This is a genomic window from Gluconobacter cerevisiae, assembly GCF_015244675.1.
Classification (GTDB): domain Bacteria; phylum Pseudomonadota; class Alphaproteobacteria; order Acetobacterales; family Acetobacteraceae; genus Gluconobacter; species Gluconobacter cerevisiae.
In genome coordinates, this window is sequence record NZ_JABCQO010000001.1 from 567,983 (window position 1) to 590,439 (window position 22,457).

The 22,457-nt window shown below is 60.9% G+C and carries 19 protein-coding genes; 10 read left to right on the forward strand and 9 right to left on the reverse strand.

Going from position 1 to position 22,457, the window contains the following annotated elements:
• Nucleotides 1–303: 303 nt before the first annotated feature.
• The 4 genes from HKD21_RS02585 (at nucleotide 304) to HKD21_RS02600 (ending at nucleotide 4,230) form a co-directional block, all read left to right on the forward strand.
• Entirely contained in the window at nucleotides 304–2,718 is a 2,415-nt protein-coding gene (locus tag HKD21_RS02585) for a mechanosensitive ion channel family protein (RefSeq protein WP_194254007.1), read from the forward strand.
• 220 nt (nucleotides 2,719–2,938) lie between these two features.
• Complete coding sequence (locus HKD21_RS02590; RefSeq protein ID WP_194254008.1) at nucleotides 2,939–3,247, forward strand: hypothetical protein; 309 nt, start codon at nucleotides 2,939–2,941, stop codon at nucleotides 3,245–3,247.
• 15 nt (nucleotides 3,248–3,262) lie between these two features.
• Nucleotides 3,263–3,487, forward strand: coding sequence for a hypothetical protein (locus HKD21_RS02595; protein WP_194254009.1), 225 nt, complete (start codon nucleotides 3,263–3,265; stop codon nucleotides 3,485–3,487).
• Between the two features lie 2 nt (nucleotides 3,488–3,489).
• On the forward strand, nucleotides 3,490–4,230 hold the full coding sequence (locus HKD21_RS02600; RefSeq protein WP_194254010.1) for an RNase A-like domain-containing protein: 741 nt from the start codon (nucleotides 3,490–3,492) through the stop codon (nucleotides 4,228–4,230).
• Between the two features lie 40 nt (nucleotides 4,231–4,270).
• On the opposite strand, the gene HKD21_RS02605 is transcribed toward HKD21_RS02600, so the two are convergent.
• Both HKD21_RS02605 and HKD21_RS02610 read right to left on the reverse strand, forming a co-directional pair.
• Nucleotides 4,271–5,491: a YncE family protein gene (locus HKD21_RS02605; protein WP_194254011.1), complete on the reverse strand. Its 1,221-nt coding sequence runs from the start codon at nucleotides 5,489–5,491 to the stop codon at nucleotides 4,271–4,273.
• A complete protein-coding gene (locus tag HKD21_RS02610) occupies nucleotides 5,488–6,345 on the reverse strand; it encodes a creatininase family protein (RefSeq protein ID WP_194254012.1) in 858 nt (285 codons plus the stop codon). Before HKD21_RS02610 ends, HKD21_RS02605 begins: the two co-directional genes overlap by 4 nt.
• Before the next feature lie 171 nt (nucleotides 6,346–6,516).
• On the opposite strand from HKD21_RS02610, the gene HKD21_RS02615 reads away from it, so the two are divergent.
• Complete coding sequence (locus tag HKD21_RS02615) at nucleotides 6,517–7,014, forward strand: DUF2721 domain-containing protein (RefSeq protein WP_194254013.1); 498 nt, start codon at nucleotides 6,517–6,519, stop codon at nucleotides 7,012–7,014.
• A 283-nt stretch (nucleotides 7,015–7,297) separates the two neighbouring features.
• The gene (locus HKD21_RS02620; protein WP_156474507.1) at nucleotides 7,298–7,435 is read left to right on the forward strand and encodes a hypothetical protein; all 138 of its coding nucleotides are present in this window, start codon (nucleotides 7,298–7,300) and stop codon (nucleotides 7,433–7,435) included.
• 54 nt (nucleotides 7,436–7,489) lie between these two features.
• Here HKD21_RS02620 and HKD21_RS02625 read toward each other — a convergent pair whose 3' ends face one another.
• Together HKD21_RS02625 and pstS are read right to left on the reverse strand one after the other, a co-directional pair.
• Entirely contained in the window at nucleotides 7,490–8,737 is a 1,248-nt protein-coding gene (locus HKD21_RS02625; protein ID WP_194254014.1) for a multidrug effflux MFS transporter, read from the reverse strand.
• Between the two features lie 147 nt (nucleotides 8,738–8,884).
• Entirely contained in the window at nucleotides 8,885–9,913 is a 1,029-nt protein-coding gene (pstS, locus tag HKD21_RS02630; protein ID WP_194254015.1) for a phosphate ABC transporter substrate-binding protein PstS, read from the reverse strand.
• Between the two features lie 332 nt (nucleotides 9,914–10,245).
• Here pstS and HKD21_RS02635 point away from each other — a divergent pair, with 332 nt between their 5' ends.
• The 4 genes from HKD21_RS02635 (at nucleotide 10,246) to HKD21_RS02650 (ending at nucleotide 16,085) form a co-directional block, all read left to right on the forward strand.
• Nucleotides 10,246–11,937: an OprO/OprP family phosphate-selective porin gene (locus HKD21_RS02635; RefSeq protein ID WP_194254016.1), complete on the forward strand. Its 1,692-nt coding sequence runs from the start codon at nucleotides 10,246–10,248 to the stop codon at nucleotides 11,935–11,937.
• Between the two features lie 140 nt (nucleotides 11,938–12,077).
• Nucleotides 12,078–12,611 (forward strand): GlcG/HbpS family heme-binding protein, encoded by a 534-nt coding sequence (locus HKD21_RS02640; RefSeq protein WP_194254017.1) that lies wholly within the window; start codon nucleotides 12,078–12,080, stop codon nucleotides 12,609–12,611.
• Between the two features lie 162 nt (nucleotides 12,612–12,773).
• Complete coding sequence (locus HKD21_RS02645; RefSeq protein WP_194254018.1) at nucleotides 12,774–14,693, forward strand: AsmA family protein; 1,920 nt, start codon at nucleotides 12,774–12,776, stop codon at nucleotides 14,691–14,693.
• A gap of 66 nt (nucleotides 14,694–14,759) precedes the next feature.
• Nucleotides 14,760–16,085, forward strand: a complete 1,326-nt coding sequence (locus HKD21_RS02650; protein ID WP_194254019.1) for a UDP-glucose dehydrogenase family protein — start codon at nucleotides 14,760–14,762, stop codon at nucleotides 16,083–16,085.
• A 24-nt stretch (nucleotides 16,086–16,109) separates the two neighbouring features.
• On the opposite strand, the gene HKD21_RS02655 is transcribed toward HKD21_RS02650, so the two are convergent.
• The 5 genes from HKD21_RS02655 to HKD21_RS02675 all read right to left on the reverse strand — a co-directional run bounded on the left by HKD21_RS02655 (nucleotide 16,110) and on the right by HKD21_RS02675 (nucleotide 22,288).
• Nucleotides 16,110–17,495 carry a sugar porter family MFS transporter gene (locus tag HKD21_RS02655; RefSeq protein ID WP_228120747.1) on the reverse strand — a complete coding sequence of 462 codons (1,386 nt, stop codon included), beginning with the start codon at nucleotides 17,493–17,495 and terminating at the stop codon, nucleotides 16,110–16,112.
• 234 nt (nucleotides 17,496–17,729) lie between these two features.
• Nucleotides 17,730–19,610 carry an adenylyl-sulfate kinase gene (cysC, locus tag HKD21_RS02660; protein WP_194254020.1) on the reverse strand — a complete coding sequence of 627 codons (1,881 nt, stop codon included), beginning with the start codon at nucleotides 19,608–19,610 and terminating at the stop codon, nucleotides 17,730–17,732.
• 2 nt (nucleotides 19,611–19,612) lie between these two features.
• Nucleotides 19,613–20,407 (reverse strand): sulfate adenylyltransferase subunit CysD, encoded by a 795-nt coding sequence (gene cysD / locus HKD21_RS02665; RefSeq protein WP_194254110.1) that lies wholly within the window; start codon nucleotides 20,405–20,407, stop codon nucleotides 19,613–19,615.
• A gap of 77 nt (nucleotides 20,408–20,484) precedes the next feature.
• On the reverse strand, nucleotides 20,485–21,165 hold the full coding sequence (locus HKD21_RS02670; RefSeq protein WP_194254021.1) for a phosphoadenylyl-sulfate reductase: 681 nt from the start codon (nucleotides 21,163–21,165) through the stop codon (nucleotides 20,485–20,487).
• Between the two features lie 145 nt (nucleotides 21,166–21,310).
• Complete coding sequence (locus tag HKD21_RS02675) at nucleotides 21,311–22,288, reverse strand: methyltransferase domain-containing protein (RefSeq protein ID WP_194254022.1); 978 nt, start codon at nucleotides 22,286–22,288, stop codon at nucleotides 21,311–21,313.
• Nucleotides 22,289–22,457 lie beyond the last annotated feature (169 nt).

The window sequence follows — 22,457 nt, forward strand, 5'->3', positions numbered from 1 at the left end:
ACGGGAGATCGGAACACGGGCTCTGACGGATCTGGGGCAAGCCTCTGGGAAGTCTCTTAAGCCACTCTCTTTCTGGGCCACCAGAAATGCCGATGCCCTCCGGTCGGCCCGTACCCCGCAACATCCCCCCATCCCTAATAAAACACTCACAGGAAGAGGGTAGGACAGAACCGCCACCCTGTGCCATGTTCGCACGCAACAACCGCCCTCGGCGGACCACCCGGTGCGACTTCCAGATCCCGCCCAAGACAACGTAATTCCATCGCGTAATTCACCGCGCAGTTTCAAGGACCCAACAGAACGATGCCGTTGATCCCCCGTCCCGATCCGTCCGCCTCCCACCGCTCGCGAACCGGACGCGCCGTCTTCGGCATCCTCCTCTTTCTGCTCCTCGGCTTTCTGGCCCCCCTTCTCCCGGCAAAAGCCGCCGACAGCGCCCATCCCCTCAGCCAGCAGGAAGCCCAGCAGCTCCTCAACGTCCTGAACAACCCCAAGGAACGGGACGCCTTCACCCATACTCTCGACCTGATGGCCCGCGGCCTTCCGGTCGAAGCCGCTGCCGCATCCCCTGCCGCAGCCCCCGCGAAAGCCACGCCCCCCAAAACCGTCGCTGACGTGCCGCCCGATATCCATACCGGTCTGAGCAGCATCCGCCTGCAGGCACTGGGCTACCTGCACAACTTCCTTGGCCTGTTCAGCGATCTCGGACTTGTCGGCCACTGGGCCCACACGACTCTCGCTTCGGTTGATACCCGCACCACAATCCTTCACGCCTTCGCGGGCGGCATCGTGGTCATGCTTTGTGGCGTAGCTCTGGAGCGGATCGTCGCGCTGAGCCTGCACAAGCCACTGGTCCAACTTACGCAAAACGCTGAAAACCGGGAGCGGCGCAACACCGTCGCGGACCAGGACGCCACCTCGCACGACCCTATCGTTGACGGCTCCAGCGAAACGCGAGCCGCCGACCAGCGGCGTCAGGTTGAAACCCTACGCTTCCTGTCCCGCGTCCCCTACGCGCTGGGGCACTTTGCGCTGAAAGCCATCCCGGTTCTCGCCTTTTTAGCCGTCGCCTATCTGGCCGTTCTGGTCCTGCCCTGGAGCGCCAAAACTGACAACGTCATCATGACGCTCGCCAACTGCTACGCAGCAGCCCGGATTCTCTATCTTTTCGTCGAGACCGGATTTGCACCCCGCTCCCCCACAATCCGCCTCCTGCCTGCCACGGACGCAACAGCCTTCCTGCTGACCCGCTGGTGGAACGTGCTCGTCGCCGCCCCCGCCATCGTCTTCTGCCTCTCCACGCTGGGCGGACAGTTCAATCTCTCCCCACGCGGCACGAATGCGATGATCCGCGGTGTGATCCTGATCGAACATATCCTGATTGCCATTTTCATCTGGCGAATCCGGCACCTCGTCAGCCGCGCACTCCAGCCACGCGCCGTCCCCAACACCGCGATGTGGACCTTCATCGTTGCCGTCACGCGGCTGTGGTGGGTGCCAGCCATGTTCCTCGACGCTTCTCTCTGGATCGTCTGGGCCGCCCATCTGCCGGGTGGCTATCGCTGGATTCTCGACACCACCGGCATCACCATCGGCATTCTCGTCGCATCTCGCCTGATCGCCGTACTCGCCTACGGCCTTCAGGACCGCTTCTTCCGCATCAACCCCGTCCTGACCGAACGCTTCCCTGATATTCAGAAGCGCGCCGATCGCTACTATCCCTTCGCCCGGCGCATCCTGACCGGCGCGATCCTCTTCCTGACCCTGATCGCCATGACCGAAGCCTGGGGCCTGCCCACGTTCGGCTTCTTCATGAAAAACGCCGTCGGCCGCCATTTGCTCGACGCCGTCCTGACCATGCTGGTCGCCCTGAGCATTGCGGTCACGATCTGGGAAATCATCAACGCCTTCCTCAGCCAGCAGCTCACCCGTTTCGAAAATTCGGACCAGTTCGCCCGCGCAACCCGCCTGCGCACGGTGCTGCCCATTATCCGTACCGTCCTGCTGGCCATCATCATCATCATCGTCGCGGTCACGACACTCTCGCAGATCGGCATCAACGTCACCCCGCTGCTCACCGGCGCAGGCATCATGGGTGCCGCCATCGCTTTCGGTTCGCAGAGCCTGGTCAAGGACTTCATCACGGGCTTCTTCATGCTCGTCGAGGATGCCATCCAGGTTGGTGACTGGGTCACGACCGGCGGCGTTTCGGGAACGGTGGAAAACCTCTCGATCCGCACCGTGAAGGTCCGCGACATCAACGGCGACCTTCACATCATCCCGTTCTCATCCGTCTCCTCAATCGCCAACACGGCCCGCGGCTACAATCAGGTCATCGTCAAACAGCAGCTCGACCTGTCCGAAGACCTGCCGCGCGTGACCGCCATCATGACAAAAACCCTCAAGGAAATGCGCGACGATCCGGTCTTCGGTCCCATGATCCTGTCGGATTATAACGATCTGGGCGTGGACAACAGCGACAGCGGCGGCGCCACCCTCCTCGGCAGCTTCCGCACGACGCCGATGATGAAATGGAAGGTCAAACGCGAGTTCTACCGCCGCATCACCAACCAGCTCGCCGCCGCCAGCATCAAGTTCTACACCGGCACATCCTACTTCACGACGCCGCCCGGCAGCGCCATGCGCATCACCACGGACGGCCCACTGCCCATCCCGGCCAACGACGCACCCGGCAACAACGCCCCCGGTCAGGCCTGATTTCGAACCGGCTCCTGTCAGGAGCCGGTTTTTTATTGCCAAGAGGCACAACCCTTAATCATTTAAATAAAGTCTTGCATTGCCGTGCAGACAGGCTCATTCTGCCCACACATTATCGAGAACCCTCCTCCCGGTTCCCCGCAGACGATTTCCCGGCCCGACCTTCCCGCGGCCCCGCATCGCCCGCCGATCGGCGAGGATCATGCCAAGGAATTCAGCGATGTCTCTTGTCCTGGTCTCACCAGAGCCGTCAGCCCCCGATCAAACCAACGCCACGGCCACCACCGAAACACCGATGGCCCGCCCCGATCCTGCCGCTCTCGCTGCAAAGAACCGTCAGGAAGAGCAGGTTCTGAAAAAGCGCTTCATCGGCATGGTGCTCGGCCTCGTCTTCGCACATGTCTATGTCGCGCTCGCGCTGGCCTATTCCTACATGGACAACCACAACCACCTGCACACCTGCTGGCTGCCACTGTTCGGCGCCTTCATCTGCGGGATGATCTTCGTCTTTCACGTCTCGATCTCGTAAGCCGGAGAGACCCGCATGTCCCGCACAGTCCGCCACGCCTGGCTCCAGCCCTTCCTGTCCACGACATTATGGACCCTCGTCCTGATCGACATCGCCGTCATGACCTATCTGGAAAATCAGGATTTCTTCAAGGACTACGCCGGCTGGGCCTGGCCCTCCGTCCTCATCACCGGGATCATCGGCTACTTCATCGGCCCTGCGATTGATCGCCTGTTCACCAAAAAATCCCCGAGCCAATAGGAATGACCGTCCCATCAGACCTGTCGGATCAGGAATACCGTCGTCTCTTTCCACAACTGGCCAGCTACGGTGCTGGTCCATTCGGGGAGGATGTCGATACATTCGGCGAAACCCTGATGGATGTCATTCAGGACGTGACGGAAACCCGGACTTTCCTCACCCGGGCCGCCGCCATCCGGGAACTCGAAACCCTGATGGCCTGCAACGATATCGATCTGGCCCGGATCACCTGGGCTCTGATCGCTTTCGATCCGGTTGCGCGGTTCAATGACCAGACTGCCTGGCTCCCGGAACACTCGGCTCCGTTTCCCAGCCTCCGCGACTTCTGGACAGCCCTGTTACAGAGTCTCCAAATAGGACCTCCTCCTTGGCCGGACACGTCAGCCCGCCAGCTCGGAGGCTGCGTTATGGAGCGGCATATCGCCCTGGCAGACTCGGATATCGAAGAACGGTTTACCTCCGAAAAACTCCGCTCCGTTTCCTTCTTCCACACAAAGGAAGACGCAGAACGTGCCATTCTCCAGACGCTTCAGAGCAACGCGGACGCAATCGACGCATGGCTTGCTGAAACGCCTGACGGTATGCGCGAGAGCTTCGAACAGGATTTTCCCGAAGGCGTCGGCATTGTCATCATGGAACAGGATCGCCGCCCGACACCCGGCAAAACACTGTCCGTCACCCTGACCAAGCGCGAACTCCGCGGAATGGCCTATTATATCGAGACCATCAGGATCTACGCCTGACAAAAAAAGGGGGGAGCAGACCGCTCCCCCTTTTCAGACCTTACCGCAGAATCCCCGTATGCCCGACGCTGTAGCGTCCCGGCTGGGGCCAGACCGTCAGACCATGTGGCTCCGCGCCGACCGGGATCTTGCGCATCGCCCCCGTATCGGTGTCGATCGCATAAACCACATCGTCGAACCGGCCAGACAGCCAGAGCAGCTTGCCGTCCGCGCTGACATTGCCCATGTCCGGGCTACCGCCACCGGGGATCATCCAGGTCTTGATGACCTTGTCCGTCGCAAAATCAATGATCGACACGCCACCCGGCCCATGCTTCGGACCATGAATGCGATGCGAACCACGATTGGCGACATACATCATCTTACCATCACGGCTCGGATACAGACCATGAGTGCCGATACCCGTCGGGATGAAGCCGGTTTCCTTGAAGGAATCCCCGTCCACAACGAACACGCCGTCTGCCATCATGTCCGCGACATAGAACTTGTGACCGTCCGGCGCCGTCAGAATGTCCTGCGGCATCCCGCCTTTGGACAGCTTCAGCATTCCGATCATCTTCAGATTCACCGTATCGACCTTGGCGACATAACCGCCGAACTCGCAGGTGAAGATCGCGTATTTGCCGTCAATCGAGAAATCGGCGTGATTGACGCCCTTGCATTCCGGCGTCTCGACCGAACCCTTCAGCTCCATCGTATGCGGATCGCGGAAGTCCAGACGCTTGTGCGCCTCAGCGACCGTGATCGCGTATTTCCCGTCCGGCGTGAAATACATGTTGTACGGATCATCCACGGCAATAGACGGACCCGGCTTGGCCGTCGCCGGATTAATCGGCGTGAGCGACCCGTCGGGACGACCTTCGCTGTTATTCGTCACCCACAGCGTGCGCAGGTCCCATGACGGCACCACATGCTGCGGCGAATGTCCGACCGGGAACGTGTCCACAACCTGAAACGACACCGGATCGATGACGGAAACACTGTCCCCGCGCAGGTTCGGCACATAGACACGCGCGGGGTCCTGCGCGATCGCTGGCGAAATATGGGACGGGGTCGTCTCGCTGTAGATGTTTTTCGGATCGATCACCGGCGGCATGCCCGGAATCGTCTGAATGCCGGACGCCGCAACGGGGGCCGCCACCGCAGCGGACGCCTCGGCCGGAACCGACACCATCGGCGCACTCGGGGAATATTCCTGCGCATGAGCCGCGGCAACTCCCAGCAGCGTCACCGCCACCAGAAGAGGAGTCTTGAAGGTCATGGATGGCTCCTTTGGAAAGACTGAATTGCCGCAACCGCAGCCCGGATCTGCATGTCAGTACCAATCCGGCCGAGTCCGGCCGATGCACGCCGCGGATCGCCACCATAGACGCCCTCGGCCACACCCGGTTTCGGAGCCTTGCGCAACGCCTCCTGACGCACAAGCGACGGATCGACCGCCAGCATCAGCGACGTATCGCTCAGCTCCGCATGAAGCCCCACTTCCGCACCATAACCCTGCGCACGCAGGGCATCAGCATATTGATGGGGCACAACTTCATAATAATCCCGCACATAAAGCACGGCGGCCTGACCTTTCCAGGCCCGGTTCAGCTCCTGCGCCACCTGCGCCATGAAGGACTGGTAGCCTCCGTGGTCGCCCAGTAGCACGATCCGCTTAAATCCCTGAACGCGGAAACTCTCCGCTGCCCCCTTGAGCAAGCCCTCGAACACGGCGGGCGGCACGGAAATCGTACCGGGAAATTTCATGTGAGACGTGCGCGGGCTCGTAGACCCTTCCGGCACATAGGCCACAACAGGCGCCACCAGCGTATGCCCGGCCTGAACCGCAATCCTGTCCGCCAGAACCTGCGCCCGCACATTATGCTTGCCGACCGCAATATACGGTCCGCTCTGCTCGGTCCCGCCGACAGGGATAATGACGGTATCGGTCCCCGCCTTTACATCCTGCGCCACCTCGGTCCAGCTTCGGCACGCAAACTCGGCCTGAAGCGCCACCCCACTACAATGCGCCGTGTCGTCGTTGACATCCTGTGCCTGTACGAGGCCCGCAGACAGCCCCATCCCCGCGCAGAACAGGACGGAACGACAGGACAGGCGAAGCAGATTGAACATCAGGGCCGGAACACCTCTGGCAATGGCTGCACTTCCCTACCCCATCTTCCCCTCTCTTTTCCAGAGGGGCTTTTCCAGAGGCTGCTTTTCCAGAAGCGCCTTTTCCCCGGCCGTGCTTTCAGATCAGAACGGCCGGTCTTTTCGCAAACGCATCCTGCAGTATAAGACAGCATGCCTTTTCCAATTTCCTACGATCCCGATCCCGTCGACAGCGCAGCCCATCTGATTCAGGTCGCGCTCACCCCCGTTTTCATGCTGTCCGGCATCGGCACCCTCATCAACGTCTTCAACACACGTCTGGCCCGCGTCACGGACCACCTTGAAGATGTCCGCAAGAAACTCGGCACCCCAAAGACGGACGATACTCCGGTCGACCCCATCGACACACCCGCCCGTCTGAAAAACCAACAGGCACGCCTGCACCGCCGCGTCTTTGTGCTGGACGCCGCGATTCTTCTCAACGCCATCGGCGGCGCCTCAACCTGTGGCGCGGCCATGGCGCTGTTTGTCGGCTCGATCCGTGATGCTTCGACTTCGGCATGGCTGCTGGCGTTTTTTGGCATAGCTCTCGTCTGTACCGTCGGATCGCTCATGTTCTTCCTCGCCGACACGCTCCTGAGCTGGCACGGACTGCGGCACGACAGCGACCTGAGCCTCAACGCGGAATAAGCTGCCGCGCAATTTTATTTCAAACCCACGGGAAACATTAGTGTTTCCCGAAAGAAATACGGGCATTGTTCCCTATCGGGCTTTACTTTGCCTGTGATGGAATAATCGCCTCTGCGCAACAGAAGCCCCTCCTTTCACAAACAAGGCGAAAGTTTAAAAAGCATTTATGCAGGAAATGCAGGTCTGACCCTGCATCTGTATTTGTTGCTTTGCATACCGATTCTGGAGTTCCTCCCGCTGCACGCCGCAAAACGGCCCACAGAACCATACGGAGATTTTCCAGATGACGTCCATGACCCTGATCCACCTGATCGGCCTTCCCACCAGCCTGCTCGCACAGTTCTCGATGGTTGCCTTCGTTCCGATGATCGGCGCCCTCATGATTGCCACGGTTGCTGCCGACCGCGTTTCCGAGAGCTGATCACAGTCTTCTCGGGACAAGCCCGGCCTCGCGCCGGGCGTCCCGCTCCGGCCCCTACTGCCGGACGGACAGATAGGATTGCGGATCAAGCCGACGGCGCCACAGATCGCACAGCCAGCAGAAACTAATCCCAACAAACATTCCGACCGATGTCGACCCAACCCAGTGCGTTGGCAGAAACGACATCATTACCCCCGCCAGACCGGCAATCGTCCAGTTCAGCGTCCCCATCAGCGCCGCAGCCGCACCCGCCTGATGCCCGTGATGCGTCAGCGCCAGAATGCCCGCATTCGGTCCGATAAAGCCCAGCGAAAATGTTGTGCACCAGATCAGCGCGCACAGGATCCACGGATTCTGCGGCCCCGCAAATCCCCCCAGACACACCACCACTGCCAGCGCACAGAACAGCAGAACCGCCAGCATCGCGATCTCCATGACCCGCGTGAACAGGAAACGGTTTGCCAGCTTGGCATTCACCTGCGAGCCAATAATGAAGCCGATCCCGTTCAGCCCGAAGAAAATGGCGAACAGATGCGGCGAGAAATGCAGGATATTCTCAAACAGCGCAGGCGCATTCGACAGATAGGCAAACATCGTGAAGGTCGCAAAACTCACGACCATCACAGCAGAACAGAACAGCGGCTCGCGCAGCAGATCCCGGTAACGCGCCACCATCCCGCTGACCGGCAACGCAAAACGACGATCCATTGGCAGCGTCTCGGGCAGCAGAAACAGCGTGCAGAAGAACATCACAACGCCAAAGACCACATTCGCCCAGAAAATCAGCCGCCAGCTTCCCCAGTCCAGCAAAAAACTTCCGATCGACGGCGCCAGCAAAGGCCCCAGACCGAAAATCAGCATCAGTTGGGACATGAGCTTCACACCCGCCGACCCGGTCGCGACATCGCGCACCATCGCACGGGGTGCCACGGAACTGATCGCCCCGCCCAGAGCCGCTACAAAGCGCAGCGCACAGAACATGTGAAAACTGGCCGTCAACGCCAACCCGACCGAGGCAAGCGCATACACCACCAACCCGAACAGGAGCGGCAGCTTGCGTCCATACCGGTCGCAGAGCGGGCCCAGCGTGAACTGTCCGATTGCCAGTCCTGCCAGCCACGCCGTCAGCGTAAGCTGCGCCGAACCGGCCCCATGCCCCAGATCGTGCTCTAGTACCGGAAACGCCGGGAGATACATATCCGTCGAGACAGGCCCCAGAATGAAGATCACACCGATCAGCACACGGGTCAGGCCATTCATCCCCTGCGGGGACGTCTGTTCGGAAAGTGACGTAACGGACACGCAGGCACCACGACTCAACAGAGCAAAAAACAGAAAACGGGCCTCTCCCGTACAGGAGAAGCCCGTTCCATACTCAACGCCTTTTTATCCTGACTGACCAGCCCCGAATTCAGGTCCGGCCCGTCATTTCGGATACAGACGCAGGACTTACTTCGGCCAGTTGGCCAGAATGTCCGTCCGTACGCTCTGCGGCAGACCGACATAGTCGAGGCGAGCATTGTCCGCATCGCCATGCTGGAAACCCCAGGTAAAGAAGTCCCGAACTGCCTTGCCGGCATCCTTCTGAACCGCATCGACCGGCACCAGAACGAACGTCGCCGTCACGATCGGCCAGGAAGACGCACCATCCGTGTCCAGCAGGTTCACGGCATAATGATCGGCATGGACCCAGTCGGCAGCCTTGGCGGCTTCCGTGAAGCTGGCCAGCGTCGGCGCGACGAACGCACCGCTGTGGTTCTTCATCTTGGCAATGTTCAGGTGGTTCTGCGCGGCATAGGCGTACTCGACGTAACCCAGACCACCTTCCGTCTGACGCACCAGAGCGGCCACACCGTCATTGCCACGCGCACCCGAACCGCCCGGCCAGGCGATGGACGTGCCAGCACCGAGCTTCTGCTTCCAGGTCGGGGAAACCTGCGACAGATAGGACGTGAAGACAAAGCTCGTGCCCGAACCATCGGCACGGTGAATCGGAGCTACATCCGTATCCGGCAGCTTCAGACCCGGGTTCAGGGCCTTGATGCGGTCGTCATCCCAGGTCGTGATCTCACCGTCATACAGCGCAGCCAGCGTCGGGCCATCCAGGCGGAGCTGGCCCGGAGCCAGACCCGGCACATTCGCCACAACCACGATACCGCTCATGACGGTCGGGAACTGGTACAGTTTTTCCTTGGCCAGACGCTCACCGTTCATCGGCTTGTCGGACGCACCGAAATCGACCGTACGGGCGATAACCTGATCCTGACCGGCGCTGGAACCCACGCTCTGGTAGTTCACGGAAATGCCGGCCTGGCTCTTGGCGGCCGTGCCCCATGCACCATAGATCGGTGCGGCGAAGCTGGACCCTGCACCAGTGATGTCCGCAGCCTGCGCCGACGACACGAACGGGGTCATGGCAACAGTGCCAAGGGCCGTGGCGACGAGAAGACCGAATAGCGGAGCTCTGCTCTTGATCATGGGAATCCCTTATGGGGCGTGAAAACTGCCCCTTAGTAACGCTGGGACGGAGACAGAAACAGTAGGACCTGCGTGATAGTTTCATGACAGCCTCCGGACAGCACCGAAGTGCCGAAATGTCACACCCCTCCTGCCCCAGCCCCCCAGCCAGCGCGCCCTTCGCAACAAAACTGACATATGAAATCCGGAACTCCCTGTTTTCCGGGGCTTTTCGCGTCTTTCGTCATGGAACTGTCATATCTTCGTCACGAAACCTTCCCATTATTTCAAAATGCGAATCAGATACCTGAACTGCGGAACACACGCCCTCCCCAGAAGGACGCACCGCAGCAATGGCTTTTTCTTTCCGTCGGACCACGGGTCTTTTGGCAACAACGACCCTGGTTTCCCTCCTCCCGCTTTGTGGCCACGCCCGGGCCGCCGACCAGATGCAGATCATGGAACGGCAGATCCAGGCCATGCAGGCCCAGCTCACCAGCATGAAGAAAGAACATGCTGAAGAAGTGAAGCGCGCCCGCGCCGTCCTGGCCCACCAGCGGGAAGAAGCCGAAAATAACCCCTACGCCCAGCGTGGCCGCTATATCGGACAGCCGCGCACAGCCGCACAGCCGTTTATCAGCGTCCGTCCTGCCAAGGCTGGTGCTGATGAAGGCCGTCCGCCATCAGACCGCGCAGACGTCTCCTCCTGGGCCGACTTCCAGCGCGCCACCTCGCAGGACGAAGAAGTCAGCGTCGGCGGCATCAAGGTCGGCTTCCCGAACGGCCGCCCGACGATCCAGTCCTCGGACGGTGCCTATGCCCTCTCGATCGGCCTCGCCTATCATGAAGACTTCGGCGGCTTCTTCAATTCCGGCCCTCGCCCCGGCGAAGCACGCGGTGCCTTCAACGGCTTCACGACCAACCAGCGCCGCCTGCGTATTCCGTTCATGTTCCGCTACAAGAACTGGGTCGCAGCCGTTACGCCTGACTTTGGTGCCAACCATAACGACGGTTATGTCGGTCTCTATGAAGGCAACCTGAACTACACCGGTCTTCACAACACCATCCTGACCGTCGGTTATTTCCAGCCGCGCGTGACGGAAGAAGATTCCGAAAGCTCCAACGACTTCTTCACGCTCGAGCGTCCGAGCATCACCGACATGGTGCGTAACATCGCCGCAGGCGATGCCCGCTTCAGCGTCGGCGGCCTGCATTACGAGAAGCGCTGGTGGATCGCCGGTTACTTCACGGGCCAGGAATGGGGCCATCGCAACGCGTCTGACATGAACTCCACCTATTACGGTGGCGGCAGCGGCACGACGGTCGACAGCCAGACGGGCGCCACCCTGCGCGTCGCCGGCCGTCCGATCGTCACCAAGGACGTGGACCTGCATGTCGGCGCCTCGGCGATTTCCGCCTTCAAGGTGGCCTGCAACACGGGTGCCGACCCCAACCACTGCACGCGTTCCACATCCTTCGGCCAGCGTCCGGAGTTTGACATCGGCGAAGCCAACCTCGCCGCAACAGGCGCCATCAGCAACGCCGCAGAAGTCTGGGCCGCCGGTCCGGAACTCGGGCTGCGCTGGCGCCGCTTGCTCGTCAAGGGCGAGTACTATCACGTTGGCGTCCAACGCTCGGGTCCGGGCCTGAAATCCGCTGGCTTCCAGGGCTGGTACGGCTCCGCAGCCTACACCCTGTTCGGCAACCCGCGCATGTACAACATCAAGGAAGGCGCATTCGGTGCTCCGGGCGTGAAGGCTTCCGAGGAATTCAATCCGGCCCTCAACCAGTGGGGCGCGCTTGAAGTCGTCGGCCATTACAGCGTCATCGACCTCAACAGCGGCCTCAACGATGCGAACGCCAAGAACGTCATCCGCGGCGGCCAGCAGACCGTCTGGACCGGCGGCATGAACTGGTACCCGAACCGTCATTTCGCCATTAAGGTGGACTACAGCCACTTCATCGTCTCCCGCAGCAACCAGGCCACCAACACGGCCGGTCGCACGGGCAACTCCGTCGCAGCCCGTATTCAGGCTGCGTTCTAAAACAGACCTGTTTCCCTCTCCCGGACCCCGGTCCGGGAGAGGCCTTTACCCAACACCATTGCGTGCACTCCCGCATTCCCGATTGCGACCCACGCCCCGCAGACAGCATGCTTCCCGTTCCACAACGAGAGAACCGGCTGATGCTCCCCAACGCAAAAACAGTTCTGTCCGCAGCAGCGCTCATCGCGGCCTTTCTGAACCCCATCGCTCGCGCGCAAACGCCCTCCCATATCGTCACCAGTCAGAAACTCGACTGGGCAACCGCCGCAGCCCTCGCCGCCGAAGCCGTGCGCCTCTGCGCCGCACAGGGCTATTCCGTCACCGCTACCGTCGTGGACACAACCGGCCATGAACAGGCCGTTGTCAAAGGCGATACGGTCCCCCTGCAATCGCTCTCCGTCTCCTATCGCAAAGCCTACACGGCCTATGCCTACGGTCTGGCTTTCCATAAAAACACGACCAGCGAACTCATCGCCGCAGGCGTCACCGGCCCCGCAAACGGCGCCCTAAACACCATTCCCGAAGTCCTGTTCGTCCCCGGCGGCGTCACCCTGCGCAGCGCAACCGACCACACCATTCTCGGCGGACTGGGCGTCTCCGGCGCCCCCGGCGGTGACAAGGACGAGGCCTGCGCCCTGCACGCCGTCGAAAAGTTCCGCAGCACCTTCCAGTAACACCCCCGCCCATCCCGAAATCAAAAAACAATGGCCTTTTTTATTCCATCCGCATTTTCCGGGATCTTTTCTGTATCCTTCGGTTTTTACCGTAGAGTTTCCCTTTACAGAACTTCCCGGTATTGTCCGGCCTCACTGAAGACGTCCTGAAAGACTTGCCTCTTGCTGCGCTGGTTTCTGGTTTCCATCCTGTCCCTCACCGTTCTCCTTCTGGCCCTGTTCGGAGCGGGATGGATCTGGATCGACCATCGGGACCTCGCCATTTTCGCCATGCCACGGCTGGAGAAAAAGCTCGGCCGCACCGTCCATATCGGCGCCCTGCACGTCCATCCGGGAACATGGCTGACCATTGAAGCCGACGACATTTCCGTCGCCAATATCGCCAGCGGCACCCGACCGCAGATGATGACGCTCGGCCATTTCACCGCACAGATCCGCCTGACCTCCCTGATCTGGGGTCCGCCCGAAGCCCGCAATATCGTCATTTCGAAATTCTCCGGCCTGTTCGAGCGCACACCCGCCCATCTACCCAACTGGCGCTTCGGACCCCATCAGAACGAACCTCGCGCGCCCTTCACCCCCGAAGAGCAGGCCAAAGCTGACGCTCCGCCCGATCTGGGCAACGCGCCGGGCCTGCGCAACGCCACGATCCTCGACAGCGACGTCACCTATCGCTCGGCCAATGGCGCGTCTTACAAAACCACACTTGAAAAGGTCGCCTTCGCGTCCATGAGCGACAGCACCCCGTTCACCATGACCCTGACCGGCGCCTATAATGACACTCCCGTCAGTATTTCCGCCGAAATGGAGCCTATCAACGACCTGCGCAAAACGCCTGAACGCCCCTACGCCACCACCGCGCATGTCACCTCTGGCGACATGACTTCGGACTTCACAGGCACCCTCACGGACCCAATGAATTTCGAAGGCGTGGAAGGCCACACCACCGTCGCGACCCTCACATCCGACACATTGTTCAGCGTCGCCGGGATCACGGGCGATCATGCTCCCGTCAACGTCAGCCTCTCCGGCGATTTCAGCCATTCCGGCGATGACTGGCACTTCACCAAGGCGCGCGGCACCATCCAGACCAGCACAATGGAAAGCGGCGACTTCACCCTGATCGAAGGCAGCCACGGCAAACCCGATGACGTCACGGCAAAGACCGGTTTCGACCGCCTCGACATCAACGGCCTGATGCCCATTCTCGCCCCCTCGGGCTCGAAAGGCAGCAAAAAAGGCACGTCCACCCTGCACGCCGATCTTCTGCTCATCACTCCACCCGATCCAGACCCGCTGGTCCATTTCAACCTGACCGCCCGCCAGCTCCTCTACAACAAACTCAGTTTCACAAACCTCAGAATCCAGGCTGCCCAGACCCCCAACCGGATCGAAGTTCCGCTCCTGCGTCTGGACTATATCGGCGCGTCCCTCAGCGCCGATGGCCGGATCGAAGCCGACGGAAAATCATCGCGCGTCTCAGCCGATGTCGCCCTGACCCATGGCGATATTGACCGTCTGCGTCGCGTCGCCGGTCTGGCCCCCGTTCCGGTCAAAGGGAGTCTGAGCCTGCGCATCACTGCCAGTTCCAAAAACGTCCATACCCTCAACGAAGCCATGAGCAGGGCCGACATGACGGCAGCCGTCAGCATGGAAAAAGGTGAAATCGCAAAAGAAATCGTCGAGGCTGCTTCGATGGACCTGCGCCTGCTGTTCCGACACGCCAAGGGCACTACCCCCATCACCTGCCTGCTCGGCGTCCTCCAGATGCATCAGGGCATCGGCACCGTCATCCCGCTCCGTCTGCGGACAGGCGCTGGTACGATCACGGCCAAGGCAAATTTCGACCTTCCGCGCAAATGGCTTGATCTCGTCTTTGCAAGCCGCCCCTTCTCCACGAGCTTCTTCGCGCTCGACGTTCCCGTCCGCGTCAGCGGCTCCTTCGACGCTCCAACCCTTTCCCTTGCCAAATGGTCGAAGGCAGGACGCAACATGCTCGCGGACTCAAACGCAGTCACAAACCTGCCTCCCGCTCTCCAGGGTTTCGCGGCTTCGAACGCCTGCGCCCGCCCCACGCGTTAAGGCCCGATTTGCACCCCATCCTGCCCCCGGCTATGCACATCGGACCGTAAAAGAGAGGGTCCAGAGATGCGTATTGCAATGGTCGGTGGCGGATATGTCGGTCTCGTCTCGGGGGCCTGCTTCGCCGAGTTCGGAGCAGACGTCGCCATCGTGGAACGGGACCCGAAAAAGCTCGCAGCCCTCCATGACGGGCGCATCCCCATCTACGAACCCGGACTGGACGCCCTCGTCAGCAGCAACGTCGCCTCAGGTCGCCTGACCTTCGGAGACGACCTCGGCGCAGCCATGGAAAACGCCGATGCCGTGTTCATCGCGGTCGGCACTCCCACCCGACGCGGCGACGGCCATGCGGACCTCACCTATGTCTATGCAGCCGCCGAAGAAATCGCCCGCGCCGCCCGGACGGACCTTCTGGTCGTCACGAAATCGACCGTCCCCGTCGGCACGGGCCGCGAAGTCGCCCGCATCCTGCGCCAGACTCGCCCGGACCTGACCTTCGACGTCGCCTCCAACCCTGAATTCCTGCGCGAAGGCAATGCGATCGACGATTTCATGCGCCCGGACCGGGTCATCGTCGGAATCGACCGCTCTGGCCCGGATGGCGGCAGTCGCGCGCAGAGCCTGATTGAACAGCTCTACCGCCCACTCACCGCCATTCAGGCCCCGATCGTCCTGACGGATCTGGAAACAGCGGAACTGACCAAATACGCCGCCAATGCCTTCCTCGCGATGAAAGTCACCTTCATCAACGAAATGGCCGATCTGTGCGAAAAGGTCGGCGGCAACATTCATGACGTCGCCCGCGGTATGGGCCTCGACCAGCGGATCGGCAGCCGCTTCCTCAGCCCCGGACCGGGCTATGGCGGCTCCTGCTTCCCCAAGGACACCCGCGCCCTGACCGCCATCGCACAGGACGCAGGCGCCCCAACACAACTGGTGGAAGCCACGGTCGCTATCAACGAAGCCCGCAAAACCGGCATGGCCGAACGCATCATCACACAGGCGGGCGGAACCCTTGAGGGCAAAACGGTCGGCATTCTCGGCCTGACCTTCAAACCCGATACGGACGACATGCGCGAAGCCGCGTCCCTGCCCATCCTCGCCCGTTTGCACGACGCGGGCGCAACCCTTCAGGTTTTCGACCCTGAAGGCATGGACGCCGCTCGCTCACTCCTGCCGGACGGCGTGCGCTACTGCGAAGACGCCCTCTCAGCCGCGCAAGACGCCGATCTCGTGGTGGTCCTGACAGAATGGAACATGTTCCGCGCCCTCGACCCGCTCCGCCTTCGTGACGCCATGCGCGGCAACGTCATAGCGGATCTGCGGAATATCTGGAGCCCCGACCTCATGCGCGAGGCCGGATTCAATTACCAATCCATTGGCCGCCCCTGAGGGACGGCCACTACAGAGACTGCCTTAGCGGGCCTGGGCTTCAGCCCGGGCCGCAGCGCGATCCACAGGCGCAAATGTCCCGTTCTTCAGACGCCGCTCCAGTTCTTCAAGCGACTGCCCCTTGGTCTCGGGCACATAACGCAGCACGAACCAGAACGCAAAGGCATTGACGGCGGCAAACAGCCAGAACGTCCACCCCGCACCCAGAACCTGCACCAAAGACAGCGTCGTCAGCGAAATCACCAGATCCGCGCCCCAGTGCCCACCCGCCACAAGGCTCATGCCCTTGCTACGGCAGGACAGCGGATAGACTTCCGCGCCCACCAGCCAGATCGCGACCGACAGACTGCCCGTATTGAAAATGGTGTAGGCCATTACAGCAGCTACCGTGATCCACGCCCCGACACCGCCCGTCAGATGCATCGCAAACGCCGTGCCCAGAACGACCAGCGCCACCACAGCTCCCGGCAGCAGCCGTAAAAGCAGCGTACGGCGTCCCCATGTATCAACGGCCCAGCCGCCAAATACCGTCGCGAACACCATGCCAACACCTACGGCCACGGATGTCAGCAACGCCGAATCCTGTCCGAAACCCGCATCGGCAAAAATAGTCGGCGCGTAATACATGACTGCATTGATGCCCGTGAACTGGCACAGAAGCGCAATGCCCACAGAGGCCGTCAGCGCAGGCCGCACCCAAGGCTTCGCCAGTTCGGACCAGGGCGCCTGCACATCGTGGTTTTCGAGGATGCCGTCCAGTTCCCGATCCGCAATCTCATCGGTCGCACGCACCCGACGCAGAACCATGCGGGCTTCTTCGGTCTGGCCGTTCAGAGCCAGCCAGCGCGGACTATTGGGCAGAAACGCCATGCCGACAAACAGGATTAACGCAGGAAGCATCCCGATGCCGAACATCATGCGCCAGCTCGAATCCCGCAGAAGATAGCCGGTGATGAAGGAGATCGTTACGCCGGACACCACCGCAAGCTGAAAGCCCACGACAAGCCGTCCACGACGCTCGGGAGGGGAGATTTCAGCAATATAGATCGGCACGATCTGCGACGCACCGCCAATCGCCAGCCCCAGAATGAGACGGGCAAGGATCAGAACGGCCACGCTTTGTGCCGAGGCCACGATGATTGTTCCAACAAGGAACAGCGCCGCCGCAATCATCACCGTCCGCCGGCGTCCGAGCCGATCGGAAATACCGCCCGCCACCAGACACCCGATCAGAGCGCCCAGAATGATGGCCGACGTCACGACTTCCGCACCCAGCGTATCCAGATGGAAGTCGTTGCGGAGTTGGAGCAGCGCGGAGGAAATGATGCCGGTATCATACCCGAACAGCAGCCCGCCCGTTGCCGAAATCGTTGCAATGAAATTCGTCAGAGCATTCCCGCTCAACCTCATGGACCCGTTCCTGCCCTGCATCATAAAACCTTCCGCCGCGAAGCCGCAGACCACTATTGTGTAAACAATCCGTCCTCTTTAACGCTCCATATCGAGGAAGTAACATCACAAAAGTGATGGTTTTCGTTTTTTGCGTGAAATTTTTCGTGTCCTCTCCTGCTTACCCCAGACACGAAAAAACCCCCTTCCCGAACGGAAAGGGGGTCTGATGTCACGTTCACCAAGAACACTGCCTTACGGCTGGACAATCCGCAGAATGAACGCCGTCAGGGTATTGACCGCATCGTGCTCTGGACGGTCCGCCGCCAGACGCAGCTCCGGCGATACCGGCGCCTCGTAAGGCGCGGAAACGCCCGTAAACTCCAGAATTTTTCCCGAACGCGCCGCCGCATACAGTCCCTTGGGGTCCCGCTTTTCGCAGGTTTCCAGCGGTGTATCGACAAAGACTTCATGGAAGTTCTCGCCCACGATCTGCCGCGCCTGCGCCCGGTCCGCCTCAAGCGGAGACACCAGTGCCACGATCACAACCTGTCCGCTTTCGGCCAGGATCTTCGCCACATGCGCCGCACGGCGGATGTTTTCGCGGCGGTCTTCTGGCGAGAACCCAAGATCGCTGCACAGACCGGCCCGCAACGTGTCCCCATCCAAAACAGTCGCATTGATCGCCTGTTCCGAAAGCGCCAGTTCTGCCGCCCGAGCCACCGTGCTCTTGCCCGACCCCGGCAGCCCCGTCAGCCAGAACACGCCGCTCTTGTGGCCGCGCGTCTGGACCTGACGGGCCGCGGACACACGGCTGGCTGTTGGATGAATGGCATGTTCGCCGTCCGCCAGTTCAGCCGGACCAATCAGCGGCGCGCCACCAACAATGCGCTGGTAACGATCCACCAGAACACCACGTCCATCGCCAAAGCCCGGCGCGAACGGATCGAACAGCACAGCATGGGACGCCGCCAGCGTGATTTCTGCAAACCCATCCGGCGGCACACTGTCGCCTTCACGCAGGGTCAGATCTTCCAGATCGACCACGGCATCAATGGACGCCACCGTCACGTCATGCTCGGCGGTCGCCAGACGCAGCGTGAAGCTCTCGCCCACCCGCAGCGGCTCGCCGCGCAGCCAGAACAGGCGCGTGCGAATCCGGGCTGAACGCTCCGGCGCCGCAGCCTTGTCATCCGCCGGGAATAGCAGATCTCCCCGATCCGGAACCAGATCCGGCTCCAGACGCAGCGCGATGGACTCGCCTGCACCCGCAACCGGAAGCTCCGGCGCATGCCAGCGGCAGACTTCCGCAACCGTCGCAACCTGCCCCTGCGCCCCGATCGTCAGACGATCGCCCGCGCGAACGGTTCCGCGTTCGATCCGCCCCGCCACATAGCGCACGCCGTCAAAACGATAGACGTCCTGCACCGGCATCCGGAACGGCAACGCAGCCCGCGAGGCCGGCGGCGGCACATTGGCCAGCGCCTCCACCAGCGTCGGCCCCTTGTACCAGAGCGAACGTTCGGAACGGCTGGCGATGTTATCACCATCGCGCGCTGATGCCGGAACAACAGCTTCAACCTCGATTTCCAGACGGCCCAGAAGCTGGCGCACGTCGGACTCGACCTGCACAATCTTTGCTTCTTCAAAGCCCAGCAGATCGGACTTGTTGAGCAGCACGATCACATGACGAATGCCGATCAGACGCAGCAGCATGGCATGACGCCGCGTCTGCTCCTGCGCGCCTTCCTTGGCATCCACGACCAGAACGGCGGCCTCCGCATCGGCGGCCCCGGTAATCATGTTACGCAGGAACTGACGATGGCCCGGCGCATCGACAATCACAAAATCTCGCGATCCCAGACGGAACGGAATCCGCGTCGAATCAACCGTCACACCCTGATCGCGCTCGATCTGAAGGGAATCGAGCAGGAAGCTCCACTCCACCGCCAGCCCACGCTTGCGGCTGCTCTCGACGATCTGCGCCAGCTTGCCGTCCTGAAGGCTGTCCGTGTCATACAGCAGACGCCCGATCAGGGACGACTTGCCATGATCGACATGCCCGACAATGACGATGGGCGTCGCCGCAGCACGATGGGTCTCGGAATACTGTCCGGTCACGATATTGTCGCCCATTGTCACAGATACCCCGCCACACGCAGACGCTCGAACACGTCTTCGGATTCATGATCCATCGCACGCCCCGCACGCTCAGACGTCCGGCTGGTTTCCAGTTCGGCAATCACTTCCGCCACGGTGGAGGCATTGCTTTCGATCGGATTGGTGATGTCCTGATCGCCCAGCGAGCGATACCGCTTGCCGTCCTTTGCGAAATACAGATCCACAAGCGGGATGTTCTCGCGCTCGATGTAGCGCCAGATGTCGATCTCGCGCCATGACAGCAACGGATGGACACGGATATGCATGCCGTCTTCATACGGTGTCGCATACTGGTCCCAGAACTCGGGCGGCTGGTTGCGTACGTCCCAGCGATGCCCGGCACCGCGCGGGCTGAACACGCGCTCTTTCGCCCGCGTCGCCTGCTCATCACGACGGATACCTGCAATAACGCCACGCAGCTTGTTCTTCTCGATCATCGCGGCCAGACCAGCCGTCTTGCGCGCGGCAGACCGGGCAGCAGGCGGAAGCGACGGGTCGATGTCCTCAACCGGCGGGCAGTAGCCCAGCAGCAGGTCGAGATCCCATTTCTTCGTATATTCGTCGCGAAACGCATACATTTCGGGGAATTTCTTCTCGGTATCAACATGCATGACCGGGAACGGCACGCGCCCCATGAACGCCTTGCGCGCCAGCCACACCATCACATTGCTGTCCTTGCCCAGCGACCACAGCAGGGACAGGGGCTTCAGCTTGCGATAGGCCTCGCGCAGAATGAAAATGCTCTGGGCCTCAAGCTGATCCAGATCATCCATGATACGCGGTTGTGCCAAGCTTGTGGTGGACTGATCCCGCGACAGGATCGGTGTCTGCGTCATTATCCGCTCCGTAGTCATGCTGGCCTGTGAATGCCGCATTCCGTCTTGGCCAGACCGGCCCACCGGCCCGCCCGTCCATCTTCACCATCCTTGACCGCCCTTGTGCATGGAGCACAACCGATCGAGGTGTAACCTTTTGCAACCAGTGGATGCCGCGGCAGATCCCGGCGCTGCATCTGCGCCTCGATCTGCGCCGGCCCCCAGCTTGCCAACGGGTTGAGCTTCACGCTGCCATCAGGCTGCGGGTCCAGAACAGGCAGTGCCGTGCGGGTAGTGGACTGGCTGCGCTTGCGCCCCGTAATCCAGACATCGAAATCAGGCAGCACCAGATCCAGCGGCTCGACTTTGCGCAGCGCACAGCACGCATCCGGATCGAACGCAGCCAACTGGTCCTGCGGATCACGGTCATGCAACGCTTTGAACGTAGGCGAGAGACTACGCACGTCGGACAGACCCAGACTGCGGACAAGCCCGTCGCGATACTCCAGCGTCTCTGGAAAATGCCGCTTCGTATCCAGAAAGAACACCGGCACGGATGGATCGACCTGCGCCACCAGATCCAGCAGAACCGCCGACTCCGCCCCGAAAGACGAGACAACAGCCACACGCCCGTGCAGCCGTGTCAGCGTCTCCTGCAAAATCCGGTCTTCCGGGACCTGCCGAAGATGATCCAGTTCCGTTCGTGAAAGAGACATGTGTCGCACCTGCCTGTGTCCAGATCAGTCCGACCGCTCAGGCGGCCTGCCCAGAGAGATAGGCGCACACACCCCAAAAATAAACTATTTTATTTGATATAACTTTTTTATTTTGTATTAATAGGCCGTCGTTAAAGCCATTTCCTCAGTTCAGAACCCGCTGCTTCACAGAGCGTCCAAGCCTTGCCATACCCGGCAACGCCATCAGGCGATTTCGCCAGCCCTGTGGGGCTTCGATGTGTGAAGCAACTTCTTCCATTTGTCGTGCCGCAGCCGACCCCGGCAGCGGATCAGCCGCCTGCTGCGCCATACGCTCCCAGCTTTCCACGCGCCGCTCCACATCCGGCTCAACCCTGAAAAACACCCCGAATTCGAAGCCCGGAGGCGCTGTATCCTCAAATCCTGCGCAGGCCAGCTCCAGAATACCTTCCCGCACCAGAGGAACCATCAGCGTCGCAAAATGCCGGGGCGTCAGAACCCAGCAATGCACATCCACATAATGTGAAGGATCGGACAACGCAGGCCGTACCCAATCCAGAGCCTCCTCCAGAGAATACTGGGCCTTCATCTCGCCCGGCAGCGCCAGACCATCATGAAAATCCTGACAGCGCACATCGGAATCGCGCACCTTGTTCAACGCAAAATCAAGAATATCGCGCGGATCAGGCGTCCGCCGTTTCTGCATCCACGCCACCAGCAGATCCGACGGCCGGGTCAGTTCCCGCAGCGCATCGAACGAAAAGCGGGCATCCGGCAGCATCAGACGGATCTCGCCGCCTTCCGCAAGAACCTCGGACGCTTCGCGCAGCCAGCCGATCAGATCTGGAACATGTTCTCCCACATGCGACGCAACAACCAGATCAAACAGCCCGTCCACGCAGTCCTTCAAGGGACGATCCAGCCAGACCACATCCACGGGAACCAGATTGTCACGACTCACACCGGGGTCCCAGGCGAACTGACGCAACAGCCCTTCCGTATCCACCCGATCTGCGTAAAGAACGTCGCTGTCCCCACGCGTGAGGACAGGCGTCGTCAGGGCGCCGATTTCCAGACAGCGCGCCTGACTGAAATCAATACCACGCCGTAGAGAGGCCTGACGTTTCAGGAAAATATCTGACACGGAACCTCATCTATACGTCGGGACAGAGCGCAGCCCTGACCATCCAAGAACCGAAAACGACCAAAAAGCTATAGAAATCCCCAAAAATCTGTCAATGCCAGGAACAACTCACCCCACAACAGAAACTGGCCCACAACCTCACAAAATGGCTCATTATGCCATTTTTAAA